The following is a 15,209-nucleotide window of genomic DNA, read 5'->3' as shown; positions in this document are numbered from 1 at the left end:
GATTGCCCCGGCCCCGCGTTCGGTGGTATCAAAGGGTGTCCCCACGCGACGCAGGGCCAACCGTTGACCGCGCCACCCGGCACCACGCTCACCGCCACGGACCTCGGGGAGTTCGTCCGCCACCACTCGTGCGACCGGCGGTTCCACCTCGCCGTTCACCGGGACCGCGAGGTCGCGCCGCTGCCGTTCTTCGACCGCCTGCGGGACAGCATCGACCCGGTGCTCGCCGAGGTCGGGCGGCGGCGCGAGAACCAGTGGGAGGCCGAACTCACCGCGGCCGGGTTCCGCGACCTCGCGGCCGATTTGCCCAAGGGGAAGCGCGACGAGGTCACCTGGGCCGCCCTCGCGGCCGTCGCCGCCTCGCTGCCGCCCGGCGCGAACGGGTACGCCCGGCAGGTCGCGGTCGGCGGCACCGTCGGCGCGTTCCGCGTCTACGGGCTCATCGACTTCCTCCTGATCCGCTGGGTCGGTGGGGTGCCCCGGTTGGTGCTGGTCGAGTGCAAGGCGAGCCGCCGCGACCGCACCTACCACCGGGTGCAGGTCGCCGTGTACCGGGTGCTCCTCCGCGGGATGCTCGGCGGCGAGCCGATCGCGGTCGGCGGCGAGCACATCACGCCAGCCGCCATCGAGTGCGTCGTCGCGCGGCTCGACCCGGACCGCAACGCCACGCAGTCGATCCTCGCGCTGCCGCCGCTCGGCCTCGCCCACGAGGAGGCCGACCTCGAACGCCTCCTCGCTCCCGGCGGCCGGCTCGCCGCCGCGGCGTCGCGACCGCTCGACGAGATCGGCTTCCAGATCGACACCAAGTGCGACGGCTGCACCTACGCCCCGCACTGCATGGCCGAGGGCGCGAGGCAGCGGCGGATCGAACTGATCGGCATCGACCCGGTTACGGCCCGGTTGCTCCGCGCGGCCGGGCTCGGCACGCTCGACCAACTCGCCAACCCGCCGCTGTTCGACCCGAAGGTCGAGGCGCTGGCCCGCGACCCGGGGTTCGTGGAGAGCCTCGACGTGCTCCGCTTGCGGGCACGCGCGCGGCTGCACACGCTCCCGCTCCTCCCCGGCACGCGGGCGGCGTTTGGGAGCGCGGTCGAGCAAGTCCCCAACACCGGGATCGGGCACCTGCCGCCGCACGAGGCGAACGGGGTCCGGCTCCTCCGCGTGTACCTCGCCGTCGACTACGACTACACCGAGAACCGCGTCGGCGCGCTGGCCGCACACGTCGCCCGCGGCCCCGGCCGGCTCGACACGGCGTTCACCGACGGCCGCCCCGAGCCGGTCGTGCGGGAGCGGTTCGAGGCCGGGAAGGACCGGTTCGGGAGGCCCGCGTTCGAGGACCGCGCGCTGCCCGGCGGTCGCGAGGTGGTCGAGTTCCGGGCGGCCCCGTGGAGCGGCAACGACTACGCGGCCGACACCGCGGCCGAGGGCGAACTGATCCGCCGGTTCTTCGAGCGCCTGGCCGGGGTGATCGCCCGCGAGGCCGGAACTGACGCCGTGCCGGTCCACTTCTACGTCTGGTCCCGCGGCGAGGTCCGGCAACTGATCGAGGGGTGCTGCCGCGCCGGCCCGGAGTTGCTCGGCCCGGTCCGCCAGTTGTTCGGGTGCCGCGAGGGGCTCGAACAGCAGATGTACTCCGCAGTCCGCGAGGAGGTGGACCGGCGGTACGCCCTCGGGTGGACCGGCCGCGGGCTCGGGGTGGTCGCGTCGCTGGAGTGGGCCGGCCGGCGGTTCCACTGGGTGCGCACCATCGGTGGTGTTGAACGCGACCTGACCCGCGTGTTTGCGCAGGGCGTGTTCGACTTCACCGCCGATCTCGCCACCAACCCGGACGGCACCTGGGCAGCGGACGGCACCGGGACGAGGCACGCCTTCGAGGTGCGGAGCCGCTTCGCCGACGGGCTGCCGGCCCCGTACTGGCACGCCGCCTGGGGCACCCTCCCGGAGCCGAGTTCCCAGCGGTCCGACGAGTGCGTCGAGCCGTACCGGGCCGCCGGGGCACCGGGGCTGCTGGCCGCGTACCTTGCTGCGCGGGTGCAGGCCCTGAGGTGGCTGGAAGAGGGGATCGCGCCGAAGAACCCGGGCATCGAGAAGTCGCCGCTCGACCCGGCCACGCTCCCGGCGTTCCGGCTCGGCCGCGACGGCGTCGCGCGCGCCGCCACCGACTTCCTCCGGCTCGACCAGCACGTCCGCCGGTCCGACTGGGTCGCCTCGCACCTCGTGCCGCCGCTCGCCCGCGTCCGGGCGGGCCGCACGCTCCCGCTCAAGCAGGTGAAGGTCGGCGGCGACAAGAGCACGATCACGGCGACGATCGAGCTGTTCGCGTTCGGCGGGCTGACACTCGCGGACCTCGAGGCCCGGTGCCAGTTCGGGCCGGGGTCGTTCGCGCGCCTCTCCCCGTGGAACGGGGACCCGAAGCAGGGCCAGGCCGTCGCGCAGCTCACGTCGGCCGTCGGGCGAACGTGCGTGGTGCGCGACGTGGACTGGGCGACCGGCCGGGTGACGCTCGACGCGATGTACGCCGAGGAGGACCGCTATCTGCTCTCCAGCGGCGCGAGCAAGAAGGCCGAGACGCTGTTCGACCGCGGGTTCGCGACGCTCGACGAGAGCGTGTCGGACTACGTCGCGGGCCGCGTCGACGACCGGCTCCAGCGGCCCAGCCACGTCTTCGGGTGGTTCGACCCGGTCGAGCCGCGCCCGCCGGCCGCCACGCCGCTCCCCGACGCCGAGGACCTGTTGCGGCTACTCGACACGTTCGCGCTGCCGCCCGCGAGCGTGTTCCCGGCGTCGCCCGACCAGGCGCGTGCGGCCGTCGAGGGGCTGGCCACCCGCGTGCAACTGATCCAGGGGCCGCCGGGCACCGGGAAGACGACGACGACGGCGCTCGCGGTGCTGCTCCGCGTCCTTGTCGGCGGCCGGCCGGGGGACATCGTCCTCCTCTCGGCGCACACGCACACGGCGCTCGACAACCTCCTGGAGCGGATCGACCGCTACCTCGATCCGTTCCGCCAGTGCGCCGCGGCCGCCGGGCGGCGACTGCTCCCGGTGCGACTCGTGAAGGTCCACACCAACGACCCGAGCCAGCACGTCGTCGGCGGGTCGGTCGAGAACCTGCCGGCCGCGCTGCTCGCGACGAAGAAGAAGCTCACCGAGCTGACGACCGGCGGCGTCGCGGTGATCGGCGGGACCACGGCCGGGCTGCTGAAGCTCGCTTCCGCGGTCGAGAAACTGAAGACCTTCAACGCCGGTGCCGGGCTGACGGCGGCGCTGCTCGTGGTGGACGAGGCGTCGATGATGGTGTTCCCGCACTTCCTCGCGCTCGCCACGCTGGTCGCCCCCGACGGGAAGGTGCTGCTCGCCGGCGACCACCGGCAACTCGCCCCGATCACAGCGCACGACTGGGAGGGCGAGGACCGCCCGCCGGCCGTGCTGTACCAGCCGTTCGCCAGCGCATACGACGCGGTGCGGCGGATCATCGACACGACCGACGCTGCGGGCGTGCCCGTCGTGTCGCCAGCGGCGGCGCGGTGGTCCGGGCTGCGGCTCACGTTCCGGCTCCCACCCGTGGTCCGCGAACTGATCGCCCGCATCTACCACCGCGACCGCATCGAGCTGACCGGGCTCGACCGCCAATCGCGAGCCGGCACCGCGACCAGCGCGTCGCCGTGGGCCGAGGTGTGGCGGTGGAACGTCGGCCTGTTCCTGACGGTCCACGACGAGGACGGGTCGCGGCGGAGCAACGCGGTGGAGGTGGCGGCGATCGAGCAACTGCTGGCCGCGGCCCCACCGCTCCCGGCCGGCTCGGTCGCGGTCATCACCCCGCACCGGGCGCAGCGGAGCCTGCTCGCGACGCGCCTCGCGGCGCACACCGGCCCCGGTGGCGCGGTCGGGGTGATCGACACGGTCGAGCGGCTCCAGGGCGGCGAGCGGCCGACGGTCATCGTGTCCGGGACCGTCAGCGACCCGACCGCGGTGGCGGCGAACGCCGGGTTCGTGTTGAACCTGAACCGGGCCAACGTCGCGTTCTCGCGGGTGCAGGACCGGCTCGTGGTGGTGTGCTCGAAGGCGCTGCTCGACCACATCCCGGCCGAGGTCGAGCACTACGAGTCGGCGGCGCTCTGGAAGGCGCTCCGCGACCTGTGCAGCGAGTTGGTGGCCGAGACCGAAGTGGGCGGCCACCGCGTGCGGCTGTACCGCCCGCCCCCGGGCCGCGGCGGGGCCGCCGGGTGACCCGCGAGCGGGTGCCGGACCGGCGGCCACCCGGCCAACTCGTCCCGCACCGTGGCCCTCGTCACCTCGCGCCGCCCTCGGGTGTCTTCGCGTTGCCGCCCCGCTTCGCGGCTTCGACCGAGTACGTCGGGTCGGCGGCGTCCCAGGTCACGTCGCCGGACGGGCCGTAGATCGCCGGCACCGGCTCGTGCCCGGCCAGCCGGAGCCACGTCTGCACCTGCGTGCGGTGGTGGCAGGTGTGCAGCACCCGCCGCCAGAACACCCACACCCGCTGCCGCCTCAAGCCGCCGAAGAAGGCCCGCTCCTCCAGCCACCACGCCGTCGTGCCCCGGGCGAACTGCGGCAGCCGCAGCCTCGCCAGCCCGACGTACCTGTCGAGGTACGCCGCCACCGCGGGCTTCTCACCTGCGGGCAGCAGGTCCTCGACCGGCGGCTCGTCCAGCCCGGCGAACTCCGCGAAGAACCGCCGCTCCGAGAGGAGCTGGTGGACCAGGATGGTGCGGATCGGGTTCACCTTCTCGTGCGGCTTGAAGTCGAGCAGGTGGTCGGGGACCGCCCGCCACATGCTCGCGGTCTTGTTGACCTCGCTGGCGTAGGTGTCGAGGGCGTGCTGGAAGGCCGGCTCGACGGCCCGCGGAACCTCGGCGTCGGGAATGGCGACGAACGCGTAGTGCATGACAGTCGTCCTCGTTCTCGTGGTGCCCCGCGGGGCCGGGCCCCGGCGAGTCCCCGGGTCCGGCCCCGCGGCGGCCGGCGACGGATACCCCTCACGGCGCCTCGGCATCACCCGTCCCGTCCAGCACGTCGCGGACCTTCCGGGCGAGGGTGGCGGGGGTGAACGGCTTCTGAAGGAAGTGGGTGCCCGCGTCCAGGACGCCGTGCCGCACCACCGCGTCGTCGGTGTACCCGCTGGTGAACAGTACCCGCGCCTCCGGGTGGCGGGCGACGACCGCCTCGGCCACCTGCCGCCCGCCCATCCCGCCCGGCATCACCACGTCCGTCACCAGCAGGTGGATCGGCCCGGCGTGACCCTCCGCCGCCCGGACCGCCTCCCGCCCGTTCCCGGCCACCAGAACGGTGTACCCGCACATCACCAGAATGTGCCGGCCCAGGGCACGCACCGCGTCCTCGTCCTCCACCAGCAGGACCGTCTCCGTCCCCCGGGGCATGGGCGTCCGCGGGGCACCCGCTTTTCCGGCCAGCGGGGCGTCCCCGGCCCGCGGCAGGTACAACTTGAACGTCGTCCCCCGGCCCGGCTCGCTGTGGACCCCGATGTGGCCGCCGGACTGCTTGACGAACCCGAACACCATCGCCAGCCCGAGCCCCGTCCCCTTCCCCAACTCCTTGGTGGTGAAGAACGGCTCGAAGATCCGGGCCTGGACCTCGGGCGTCATCCCCGTCCCGGTGTCGCTGACCGCCACCACGACGTACGGGCCGGGCCGCACGTCCGGGTGGGTGGCGACGTAGGCCGCGTCCAGTTCGATGTTCCGCGTCTCGACGGTGAGCTTTCCGCCGGTCGGCATGGCGTCCCGGGCGTTGACGCACAGGTTCACGACCGCCTGCTCCAGCTGGCCGGGGTCGGCCTTCACCCGGCCGAGGTCCGGGGCCAGCCGGGTCGCCAGGTCGATGTCCTCCCCGATCAGCCGCCGGAGCATCCTCTCCACGTCCCGGACCAGGGCGTTCGGGTCGAGCACCTTCGGCTCCAGGACCGCCTGCCGGCTGAACGCGAGCAGCTGCCGGGTCAGCCCCGCGGCCCGCTCGCCGGCGCTCATGATCTCCGCGACCAGCTCCCGGCTCGGGTGGTCGGGCGGGAGGGCGCCGTGGACGATCTCGCCGTACCCGTTGATGACGGTGAGCAGGTTGTTGAAGTCGTGGGCCACCCCGCCCGCGAGTTGCCCGACCGCCTCCATCTTCTGGGCCTGGTGGAACTGGTTCTCCAGCTTCCGCCGCCCGGTCACGTCGGTCTGGACGCCGATGAAGTTGGTCAGCCGGCCCGCGTCGTCCCGGACCGGGGAGATCGACAGGGCGTTCCAGAACGGGGTGCCGTCCTTGAGGTAGTTCAGCAGTTCCACGTCGCACGGCACGCCCCGCCGGACCGCCTCCCGGACCTCGGCCACCGCCGCCGGGTCCGTGTCCCGGCCCTGGAGGAACCGGCAGTTCCGCCCGACGGCCTCGGCCCCGGTGTACCCGGTCAGGTGCTCGAAGCCGGGGCTGACGTAACTGATCGGGTTGTCCGGGGCGGTGGCGTCGGTGATGAGGATGCCCCCGACGACCGCCCGGATCGCCCGGTCGCGGAGCAGCAGGGCGTGCTCGGCCACCTTCCGGGCGGTCACGTCCTGGGCGAGCGCGATGTGGCCCTCGAAGGCACCGCCCGCGCCGAGCAGCGGGGTGTTGTGCCACTCGCACACGATGGCCCGCCCGTCCTTCGTGACGTTCTCGTTCGTCCCGTGGGCGTCCATGTCACCGGCCCGCAGGCGGCCGAGGAGGTCCGCCACGTGCGGGTGGGCGGGGGGCGGGACGAGGATCTCGAACGGGTGCTTGCCCAGCACCTCCGCCTCGGTGAACCCGAAGGTGCGCTCGGCGGCGGGGTTCCACCGGGTGCAGCGGAAGTCCGCGTCGGTCGTCATGTACGCCAGGGGCATCCGCTCGATCTGGAGGTTCAGCCGGGCGAGGGCCGCGTCGCGGTCGGCCTGGGCCTGCCGCTGCTCGGTCACGTCCGTGTGCACGCCGACCCACTCGCGGATCGCGCCGCCGGGGTCCAGGATCGGGACCGCGCGGACGGCCATGTGGCGGTAGTCGCCGTCCGCCCGCCGGAGCCGGTGCTCGACCTGATACACGGTCCGGGCCGCGACCGCCGCCTCCCACGCCCGGGCGCTCTTCTCCCGGTCGTCGGGGTGGACGGCGTCCAGCCACCCCCACCCGCGGTGCTGCTCGACCGTCTGCCCGGTGAACGCCGTCCACCCCGGCTGCTCCGAGTCGAACGCCCCCGTCGCCGGGGAGTTCCAGACGATCGCGGCGGTCGCGTCGACCAGCGTCCGGTACCGCTCCTCGCTCGCCCGGAGGGCCGCTTGCTGGCGCTTCTGACCGGTGATGTCGCGGGCGATGGCGGACGCCCCGGCGACCCGGCCCGCGGCGTCCCGGACCGGCGAGAGGCTGATGGAGACGGGCACCCGGGTGCCGTCCTTCCGCACCCGCTCCGTCTCGTAGTGCTCGACCCGCTCCCCGCGGGACACGCGCCCCAGGAGACCGACCCCCTCGCCCGGGTGGTCGGGCGAGACGAGGAGCGCCACGTTCCGGCCGACGATCTCGGGGGCGGCGTACCCGAACAGCCGCTCCGCCCCGGCGTTCCAACTGGTGATCGTCCCGTCCAGGGCCTTGCCGATGATGGCGTCGTCCGACGAGGCCACGATGGCCGCGAGGCCGCGGGCCTCCCCCTCGGCCCGCCGCCGCTCCCGCCGCTCCGCCGCCTGCCGGACCTCCCGCTCGACCGCCGCCGGCAGCCGCGCCAGGGTGCCCTTCATCACGAAGTCGGTGGCCCCGGCCCGCATCAGTGCGACCGCGCGCTCCTCCCCGATGGTCCCCGACACGATCACCAGGGGCACGTCCCGGCCGGACTCCCGCAGCAGGCCCAGCGCCCCCTGAGCGTCCAGCTCCGGCATCGCGTTGTCGCACAGGATCACGTCCCACTCCCGGGCCGCCAGTGCGGCCCGGAACGCGGCGGCGGTCTCCACCCGCTCGGCGGACGGGGCGTACCCGGCCCGCCGGAGTTCGAGGAGCATGAGTTCCGCGTCGTCCGCCGAGTCCTCGACCACCAGCACCCGGAGAGGTTGGGGGGGCATCGCGTCACCCGCTGGGCAGGGGTTCGTTCAACACCAGCCAGTATAGCCGGCGTTGAGCGGCGGCCCCCCCACGAACCCCGCGAACGCCGCCCCGCACTTTGAACCGAAGCACCTCGGCTGACCCCCGGCGGGTGCCGGGAGCGGCCCCGGAACGGTGCCCACTGCGGTAACGTTCCCGCGTCGGCTCGGGAGCCGCACGACCACCGCCTCCGCGGTCCCCCGCCTTCGTCGCTCGCCGTGCGGGCGCGACCTCTTGAGTTGCAAGGTTCCCGCTCTATAACCTCTGAATCCAGTGGACCGCCCCGGGTGGGCAAGACATGGCTGCCGATCCGACTGAAACGGCCTCCGGCTCCGTTCCGGCCGCGCCTCACGGCCCGCCCCCGCAATTTTTCGTCGGGGTCGGGGCGTCGGCCGGCGGGCTGGAGGCCCTGGAGCGCCTCTTCGAGCACATGCCGCCCGACACCGGGATGGCGTTCATCGTCGTTCAGCACCTCTCGCCCGATTTCAAGAGCCTCACCAACGACATCCTGGCCCGCCGGACCCGCCTCCCGATTCGGGTGGTCGAGGACGGCATGCACATCCGGCCGGACTCCATCTACCTGATCCCGCCCCGCAAGGACATGATCGTCCGCGGCGGCCGGCTGCTCCTGACCGACAAGGACCTGGACCAACTCGTCGCGCTCCCGATCGACCACTTCTTCCGGTCCCTCGCCCAGGAGGCCGGGGACCAGGCGGTCGCGGTCGTCCTGTCCGGGACCGGGAGCGACGGCTCCCGCGGGGTCCGGGACGTCCACGCGGCCGGCGGGCTGGTGGTCGTCCAGGCCCCGGACACGGCCAAGTTCGACGGGATGCCCAAGAGCGCCATCGACACCGGGACGACCGACCTGGTGCTGGCCCCGGAGGAGATCCCGGCCGCCCTCGTGAGGCACGCCCTGGCCCCGCACTCGGACCCCGCCCCGGCGGCCCTGCTGGTCGGGGTGGACGCCGTCTTCCGCCTCCTCCGGGACGCCTACGGGATCGACTTCTCGTCGTACAAGCCGGACACCGTCACCCGCCGGCTCGAGCGGCGGATCGGGCTGGGCGACATCCCCGGGCTGGACGAGTACGCCCGCCGGTTGGCCGGCGACCCCGCCGAGTTGAACCTGCTGTACAAGGACCTGATGATCGGCGTGACCCGGTTCTTCCGGGACGAGGAGGGGTTCGCCCGGCTCGGGCGGGACGTGCTCCCGGCCCTCATCGGCCGGCTGGCCCCGGGGGACGAGTTCCGCGCGTGGGTGGCGGGGTGCGCCACCGGCGAGGAGGCGTACTCGCTCGCCATGCTGGTCCGGGAGGCGCTCGACACCGTCCCCCGGGCGGTCCCGGTCAAGATCTTCGCTACCGACGCGCACCGGGCGTCGATCGAGGCGGCCGGCCTCGGGTTGTACACGGAGGCCGCGATGGCCGGGGTCGCCCCGGACCGGGCCACCCGGTTCTTCACCCGGGCGGCCGGCGGGTTCCAGGTGTCGGCCGAGCTCCGCAAGATGGTCGTGTTCGCCCAGCACAACTTGCTGAAGGACGCGCCGTTCACCCGCCTCGACCTGGCCTCGTGCCGGAACGTGCTGATCTACTTCCAGCCGCCCGCCCAGAAGCGGGTGCTGTCCCTGTTCCACTTCGCCCTCAAGACCGGGGGGACGCTGTTCCTCGGGCCGAGCGAGACCACCGGGGAGATCGGGGACGAGTTCGAGGCGGTCGACTCCCACTGGCGGCTCTACCGGAAGCGGCGGGACGTCCGGCTCGTCCCGGACCTGCGGCTGCCGGCCGTCGCGCCGGTCCGCCCGGCCCCGGGCCTGCCGGCCGCCGGCCCGGACCCGAACCTGGCCTCGGCCTACGACGCGCTGCTCGACCAGTTCATGCCCCCCGCCCTGCTGGTGACCGAGCGGGGCGCGCTGGTCCAGACGTTCGGCGGGGCGAGCAAGTACCTGAGGTTCCGGGACGGGCGGGTCACCTCCGACCTGTTGGAACTGGTGGCCCCGGAACTGCGGACCGCCCTGACCGGGGCGCTGCCGCGGGCGTTCAAGGAACTGGCCGACGTGACCTACAAGGGGCTGCGGGTGGCCGCGCCGGACGGCGAGCGGTTGGTGAACGTCACCGTCCGCCCGGTCCGGAACCGGCGGGCCGTCGTGACCCACGCCCTGGTCCAGATCGAAGAGGTCGGGGCCGCCCCCCCGCCCCGGGACGTCCCCCAGGAGATCGACCTCGGGCAGGCGTCCCGGGACCACCTCCTGGAGCTGGAAGGGGAGCTGCGGCACACGAAGGAGAACCTCCAGGCGCTCATCGAGGAGATGGAGACGAGCAACGAGGAGCTGCAGGCCACGAACCAGGAACTGACCGCGGCCAACGAGGAGCTGCAGAGCACGAACGAGGAGCTGCACTCGGTCAACGAGGAACTGTACACGGTCAACGCCGAGTTCCAGAAGAAGATCGCCGAGCTGACCCAACTGTCCGCGGACGTGGACAACCTGCTCATGAGCACCGGCGTCCACACCATGTTCCTGGACCGCGCCCTGTGCCTGCGGAAGTTCACCCCGAAGATCGCCGAGTCGTTCAACCTCCTCCCCCAGGACATCGGCCGGCGGATCGACCACTTCACGTACACGATCGACCACCCCGGGATGCTGGCCGACCTCCGGGCCGTGCTGGACCACCCGACCCCGATCGAGCGGCAGGTCCGGGACCGCCGGGGGCACTGGTTCCTGCTCCGGATCCTCCCGTACCGGGCCGGGCTGGCCATCGACGGGGTGGTCCTCACCCTGATCGACCTGAGCGAGGTGAAGCGGGCCGAGGCCGAGGCCCGGCGGAAGGACGAGCAGCTCGCCGGCATCCTCCGCCACTCCCCGAACTGGGTGTTCATCAAGGACCTGGCCGGGCGGTACTCGGTGGCCGACGACTCGTTCCGCCGGGCGGTCGGGCAGGACCCGGTCGGGAAGACGGCCGGCGACCTGTTCTCCCCGGACGTGGCGCGGCTGGTGACGGCCGGCGACGACCGGGTCATCGATCAGGGGGTCGACGACCAGGCCGAGATCGTGATCCCGCTGGCCGACGGCCCGCACACCTTCCTGGCGACCAAGTTCCCGGTCCGGGACGAGGCCGGGCGGGTGGTCGGGGTCGGGGGGATCAAGACCGACGTGACCGCGATCCGCCAGGCCGAGCAGACGGCCCGCGAGGCGGTCGACCAGCGGGACCGGTTCCTGGCGATCCTCTCGCACGAGCTGCGGAACCCCCTGGCGGCCGTCCTGAGCGCGGCCGACCTGGCCGCCCGCGCCGCCCCGGCCGGGTCCGAAGCCGCCCGGTGGCTCGGCGTCATCGGCCGGCGGGCGCGGCACACGGCCCGGCTGGTGGACGACCTCCTCGACGTGGCACGGTTCAGCCAGGACAAGGTCGAGGTCCGGCGGGTGCCGACCGACCTCGGGGCGACGGTCCCCGGGGTGCTGGAGGAGGTCCGCCCCTGGTTCGACGAGGCGCGCGTCGCGCTCACGCAGGAGGGGCCCGACGGCCCGGTGCTGGTCGACGGCGACCCGGACCGGCTCCAACAGGTGCAGGTGAACCTGCTGCGGAACGCCGCCAAGTACACCCCCGCCGGCGGCCGCGTCTGGTACACGCTGGGCCGCGAGGACGGGCACGCGGTGATCCGGGTGCGGGACACCGGGGTGGGGCTGTCGGCCGAGATGCTCGGGCGGGTGTTCGAGCCGTTCGTGCAGGCCGACGAGACCCTCGACCGCTCGGGGGGCGGGATCGGCGTCGGGCTCACTCTGGTCCGGTCCATCGTCGAGTTGCACGGGGGCACGGTCGAGGGCCGCAGCGGCGGAGCGGGAACGGGGTGCGAGTTCGTCATCCGGCTCGCGCTGGCGGCCGCCGGCCCGCCCGCGGCCGCGCCGGCCCTGGGCGCCGCGGCCCCCGCCGCCGCGGACGCGCTCCGCATCCTGGTGATCGAGGACGACGCCGACATCCGCACCTCGCTGGTCGCCCTGTTGGAACTGGACGGCCACGCGGTCCGCGCCGCGGCGAACGGGCCCGCGGGCCTGGCCGCACTCGACCTCGGCGGGGGGTTCGACGCCGTTCTCCTGGACATCGGGCTCCCGGGGATGAACGGGTTCGAGGTCGCCCGGCGGGTCCGGGGCCGCCCCGGGCCGCCGCCGCACCTCGTCGCGCTGACCGGGTACGGCCGCACGGAAGATCGCGCCGCCACGGCGGCCGCCGGGTTCGACGCCCACGTGACCAAGCCCTTCGATCCCGCCGAGTTGTCACGGGTGCTGGCCGCGTTCCGGACCACCGGACCGCCCCGACTTCCGCCGCACGACGGCCCCCCGGGCCGGGGGTGACCGCGGCCGGCGAGGTTTGGAAAAACTCAACTCGGTTGTTGACTACGGCCCGGACCCCTCATTACCATTTTTACAACAACGATCAATTGAGGTGCGGACCACCTCCGATCACACCAGGGTAAGGAGACCCCGACCATGCTGGTCGTCACCCGCCGTCCGAACGAGAAGATCGCGTTCCCGAGCCTCGGCATCACCGTCCACGTCCTCCGCGTGACCGGGGCCTCCGCAAAGGTGGGGATCGAAGCCCCCCCGGAGATCAAGGTGCTCCGGGACGAGATCGTCCCGGCGGCCGAGGTGGCCGCCCCGGCCCGGTCGCCCCAGTCGAAGCGGGCCGACCATGCGCTCGCGAACGCCCTGAGCAAGGTCACCCTCGCGGTGCACCTCGCGCGCAAGCAGTGGGACGCGGGCCGCCCGGCGGAGGCGGACGACACCCTCAAAATGGCGCTCCAGGCGCTCGAGGCCCTCGAGCCGAAGGCGCCGGCCCCCCCGGTGCCGCGCCGCGCGCTGATCGTGGAGGACGACGCGAACGAGCGGGAGCTGCTGGCCGGGTTGCTGGGCTTCAACGGGTGCGAGTGCGCGACCGCGGCCGACGGGGAGGACGCACTGGCCTACCTGGCCGCGGGGAACCGGCCCGACGTGGTCATCATGGACATGGCGATGCCCCGGTGCGACGGGCCCGAGACGCTCCGGCGGATCCGGGCCGACCAGCGCCTGGCCGGCCTGCGCGTGTTCTCCGTCAGCAGCACCAACCCCCGGGAAGTGAACGTCCCGGACGGGCCGGCGGGGTTCGACGCGTGGTTCCCGAAGCCGCTCAACCCCAAGCGGCTGTGGGACGCGATCCAGGACGCCGTGCGGTCGCCCGCGACCGCGAATTAGTCCGCCACGCGCCGGGCCGCCACGAGGTGCCCCGCCGGGCTCACACGGACGGGCCGAGCCGGGCGGCAGGCGACGGGCGGGATGCGAGCCGGCACCCCACGGACGGGGTCAGCGTCCCACCGCCCTCGCGACCGCAGGCGGCCGACCGATCCGCCCCGCCAGTTCGTCCGGGCCGCACGACCCCGGGCCCTCCCCATCACGTTCGGACCTCGGCGTGCAGCGCGGCGAGCGTCGCCTCGCAGTCGGCGAGCGTGCCGACCACCACGAAGCACCGGAACGCGTAGTCGCCGCCGGGGACGCCCTTCGGGTCGCGGAGGCGGTACACGCAGTTCCACTTCACCACCTTCTCCTTCTCGAACCGGAACCGGCCGTACCCCGGCCGCGTCAGCCCCGCGCCCGGCGGGTCCGGGGCGATCACGCCCATCGCGAACTTCCCGTCGGCCGTCGCCAGCACCACCGGGTCGGGCTGCTCGCCGGGGCCGTCGGTCAGCGGCTTCAACTTCCCGGCCGCCGCGTCGAACCGGTGGAACGTTCCGAACTCCGGCGGCATGTAGCCGGTGACGGCCTCGAACTGCGCGTACGTGTGGCCCTCGCCCTTCGGCACCAGGAACGTGACGCGGTACTCGATCGCGTGCGGCAGGTCCTTGTGGCCGATCGTGACCCGCTTGGCGAGGTAGTGGTCCGACAGCGGGCGGTCGTTGCGGGCCGGGTTGCCGAACGACTTCTCGCCGGGCTTCAGCCAGAACGCCATGCGGTTGAGCGTCACCAGTTGGTTGCCCTTGGCGCTCAGTTCCAGTAACCGGCTCGTGGACGTCGGCCCGGCCCCGTCGGCCGCGCTCCCGGCCTCGGTCGGGTTGAACACCTCGGGGATGAACTTCTGCCCGCAGTCGAAGTTCGACGCCGACTGGATCTGCCGCCCGTGGTCGGTGCTGTTCACGAACTCCTTGGTGTTCCAGGTGAGCGAGTGGATCGCCCCCGCGAGCCGGCTCGTGGTGGTGACGACGACCTCGGACGGCCCGGCCTTCGCGCGGACGGTCGCGTCCCCGGACACGGCCGGGCGGTCCTCGGTGAGCGCCGGGCACGCGGCGACTGGAACGGCGACGAGCAGGCAGAGGAATCGGTTCATGGCGGGATTGTATTCGGCCGCGTTTGACAGCGCGAGAATCGTTGCGCACATGAGTACACAGAAGATCACTTCGCACACTCCCATCCCCGCGTGCCGCCGTGTCCCCGATCGAACTCCGCGTCCTGCCGCTGTCGCAGCTCAAGCCGGCCCCGTACAACCCGCGGCGGGTGCTCGACCCGAAGTCGCCCGCGTACCGCAAGCTCCGGGCGAGCCTGGCGGCGTTCGGGTTGGTCGAGCCGCTCGTGTGGAACGAACTCACGGGGTACGTGGTCGGCGGCCACGCGAGGCTCCGCATCCTCGCGGAACTCGGCGTCACCGAGGTGCCGGTGTCGGTCGTGCGGCTCAGCGACGCCCGCGAGAAGGCGCTGAACGTCGTCCTGAACAATCAGGAAGCGCAGGGCCGGTACGACACCGAGAAGCTCGCGGAACTGCTCGCGGAGTTGGAGGGCGTGCCCGAACTGGAGGTGACCGGGTTCGACGCGCGAGCGGTTGCGGCGCTGCGGCTCGAACCGGCCGCCGCGGTCGCGGCCGGGCCCGAGGCCGACCCCGACCGCGTCGAGGTGACACTGGTGACCGACGCCGCGACCTACGAGCGGCTCGCGGCCGACCTCGACGCGCTCGTAGGTCGCTTTGACCTCGTTACGCACGTGCGGCGCCCAAAGTAGGTCACTCGCTCCGCGAGTGACACCGGCTCTGGTTCGGTGGTGCTCTGTTGAATCGTTCGCTTCACGCGGGCCGCCACGGAGGGCGGCCCCTACAAACCAAAGGCGAATCTCTGGTAGG

7 protein-coding genes are annotated in these 15,209 nt (G+C 73.2%); 4 read left to right on the top strand and 3 right to left on the bottom strand.

Annotated elements, in window-relative coordinates; translation table 11 throughout:
• Positions 1 to 63: 63 nt before the first annotated feature.
• On the top strand, positions 64 to 4,227 hold the full coding sequence (locus ACTIGN_RS13875; RefSeq protein ID WP_439624754.1) for an AAA domain-containing protein: 4,164 nt from the start codon (positions 64 to 66) through the stop codon (positions 4,225 to 4,227).
• Between the two features lie 61 nt (positions 4,228 to 4,288).
• Here ACTIGN_RS13875 and ACTIGN_RS13870 read toward each other — a convergent pair whose 3' ends face one another.
• Positions 4,289 to 4,903 carry a DinB family protein gene (locus ACTIGN_RS13870; RefSeq protein ID WP_439624752.1) on the bottom strand — a complete coding sequence of 205 codons (615 nt, stop codon included), beginning with the start codon at positions 4,901 to 4,903 and terminating at the stop codon, positions 4,289 to 4,291.
• Between the two features lie 91 nt (positions 4,904 to 4,994).
• Positions 4,995 to 8,066 (bottom strand): PAS domain S-box protein, encoded by a 3,072-nt coding sequence (locus ACTIGN_RS13865; protein ID WP_439624750.1) that lies wholly within the window; start codon positions 8,064 to 8,066, stop codon positions 4,995 to 4,997.
• Between the two features lie 317 nt (positions 8,067 to 8,383).
• Between ACTIGN_RS13865 and ACTIGN_RS13860 the strand changes: the two genes are divergently transcribed.
• Together ACTIGN_RS13860 and ACTIGN_RS13855 are read left to right on the top strand one after the other, a co-directional pair.
• The gene (locus tag ACTIGN_RS13860; protein WP_439624748.1) at positions 8,384 to 12,424 is read left to right on the top strand and encodes a chemotaxis protein CheB; all 4,041 of its coding nucleotides are present in this window, start codon (positions 8,384 to 8,386) and stop codon (positions 12,422 to 12,424) included.
• Between the two features lie 135 nt (positions 12,425 to 12,559).
• Positions 12,560 to 13,300 carry a response regulator gene (locus ACTIGN_RS13855; RefSeq protein ID WP_439624746.1) on the top strand — a complete coding sequence of 247 codons (741 nt, stop codon included), beginning with the start codon at positions 12,560 to 12,562 and terminating at the stop codon, positions 13,298 to 13,300.
• Positions 13,301 to 13,496: 196 nt separating this feature from the next.
• On the opposite strand, the gene ACTIGN_RS13850 is transcribed toward ACTIGN_RS13855, so the two are convergent.
• A complete protein-coding gene (locus ACTIGN_RS13850; protein WP_439624744.1) occupies positions 13,497 to 14,426 on the bottom strand; it encodes a hypothetical protein in 930 nt (309 codons plus the stop codon).
• Between the two features lie 98 nt (positions 14,427 to 14,524).
• Between ACTIGN_RS13850 and ACTIGN_RS13845 the strand changes: the two genes are divergently transcribed.
• Entirely contained in the window at positions 14,525 to 15,091 is a 567-nt protein-coding gene (locus ACTIGN_RS13845) for a ParB N-terminal domain-containing protein (protein WP_439624742.1), read from the top strand.
• The last annotated feature ends 118 nt before the right edge of the window (positions 15,092 to 15,209 follow it).

Source organism: Gemmata sp., from assembly GCF_051859125.1.
Taxonomy (GTDB): Bacteria; Planctomycetota; Planctomycetia; order Gemmatales; family Gemmataceae; genus Gemmata.
The sequence above is the reverse complement of the archived record's forward strand: the minus strand, read 5'-3'. Positions and strand labels throughout refer to the sequence as shown.

What these genes read in the sequence shown, in the direction of transcription:
- ACTIGN_RS13870 (WP_439624752.1), bottom strand. Translation starts at nt 4,903, where the DNA reads ATGCACTACGCGTTCGTCGCCATTCCCGACGCCGAGGTTCCGCGGGCC.
- ACTIGN_RS13865 (WP_439624750.1), bottom strand. Translation starts at nt 8,066, where the DNA reads ATGCCCCCCCAACCTCTCCGGGTGCTGGTGGTCGAGGACTCGGCGGAC.
- ACTIGN_RS13860 (WP_439624748.1), top strand. Translation starts at nt 8,384, where the DNA reads ATGGCTGCCGATCCGACTGAAACGGCCTCCGGCTCCGTTCCGGCCGCG.
- ACTIGN_RS13855 (WP_439624746.1), top strand. Translation starts at nt 12,560, where the DNA reads ATGCTGGTCGTCACCCGCCGTCCGAACGAGAAGATCGCGTTCCCGAGC.
- ACTIGN_RS13850 (WP_439624744.1), bottom strand. Translation starts at nt 14,426, where the DNA reads ATGAACCGATTCCTCTGCCTGCTCGTCGCCGTTCCAGTCGCCGCGTGC.